The 822-nt window shown below is 59.7% G+C and carries 1 protein-coding gene; it reads left to right on the top strand.

The window, feature by feature from the left end:
* The first annotated feature begins 383 nt into the window (after positions 1-383).
* On the top strand, positions 384-671 hold the full coding sequence (locus ACSVIE_RS21075) for an HU family DNA-binding protein (RefSeq protein WP_011776355.1): 288 nt from the start codon (positions 384-386) through the stop codon (positions 669-671).
* Positions 672-822 lie beyond the last annotated feature (151 nt).

Raw genomic sequence — 822 nt, 5'->3', positions numbered from 1 at the left:
GTAGCTCCTGACTTGATGAATGCGTAGAGAACATCCATCACAGCAGGGCTACGAGCCCTTCAGCTCTCAAGACACGAAACCCGATTCACCATCTACCGTGAAGAGCCGGCTTCTGCCTATCTCTGTATAGCCGGGACGTGGCAGGATCACGTGCTGTACCAGCGCATCCTCTTCTGACCTTGCGGGCAGTCGAAGGCCCGTAGGGTACGCGATAGCCGTCCAAGCCGCGAAAAACCCCGGAAATCCGGTGATTTTGGTCAAAAAAGCGCGGAAACACGCGGAATTTGCTGGCCATGCACGCCCAAGCTGGTAAGTTTTCGAGCAGTGGCTTGCTCGCACTCCGCGTGAAAGCTCAAAAAACGTATGAGTCCAGGAGGACGTAAATGGCTAAGAACCGCAGTGAACTCGTTGCAGAGGTAGCAGGCAAGGCTGGCACCAGCCAGGCTGCTGTCAACTCCGTGCTCGATGCTCTGTTCGAAGTTTTCGAGACTTCTGTTGCCGCTGGCGAAAAGATCACCATCCCGGGCTGGCTCGCAGTTGAGCGCACGGACCGCGCAGCACGCACCGGCCGCAACCCCCAGACCGGCGAGACCATCCAGATCGCAGCAGGCCACAGCGTAAAGCTGACCGCAGGCTCCAAGCTGAAGGCAGCTGTCGCCAAGAAGAAGTAGAACTTCTTCGGCGCACACGCCTCAAAGGGACGGCAACCGTTGGGTTGCCGTCCCTTTGCTTTTGCCGACGCCCCCAGGCAGCCAGCCCACAGGCCGACCCCTGCAGGCAGCCAGCCCACAGGCCGACCCCTGCAGGCAGCCAGCCCACAGG

This window comes from Paenarthrobacter sp. NCHU4564 (assembly GCF_052156435.1).
Classification (GTDB): Bacteria; Actinomycetota; Actinomycetes; order Actinomycetales; family Micrococcaceae; genus Arthrobacter.
This window is presented reverse-complemented; position numbering and strand designations above follow the sequence as displayed.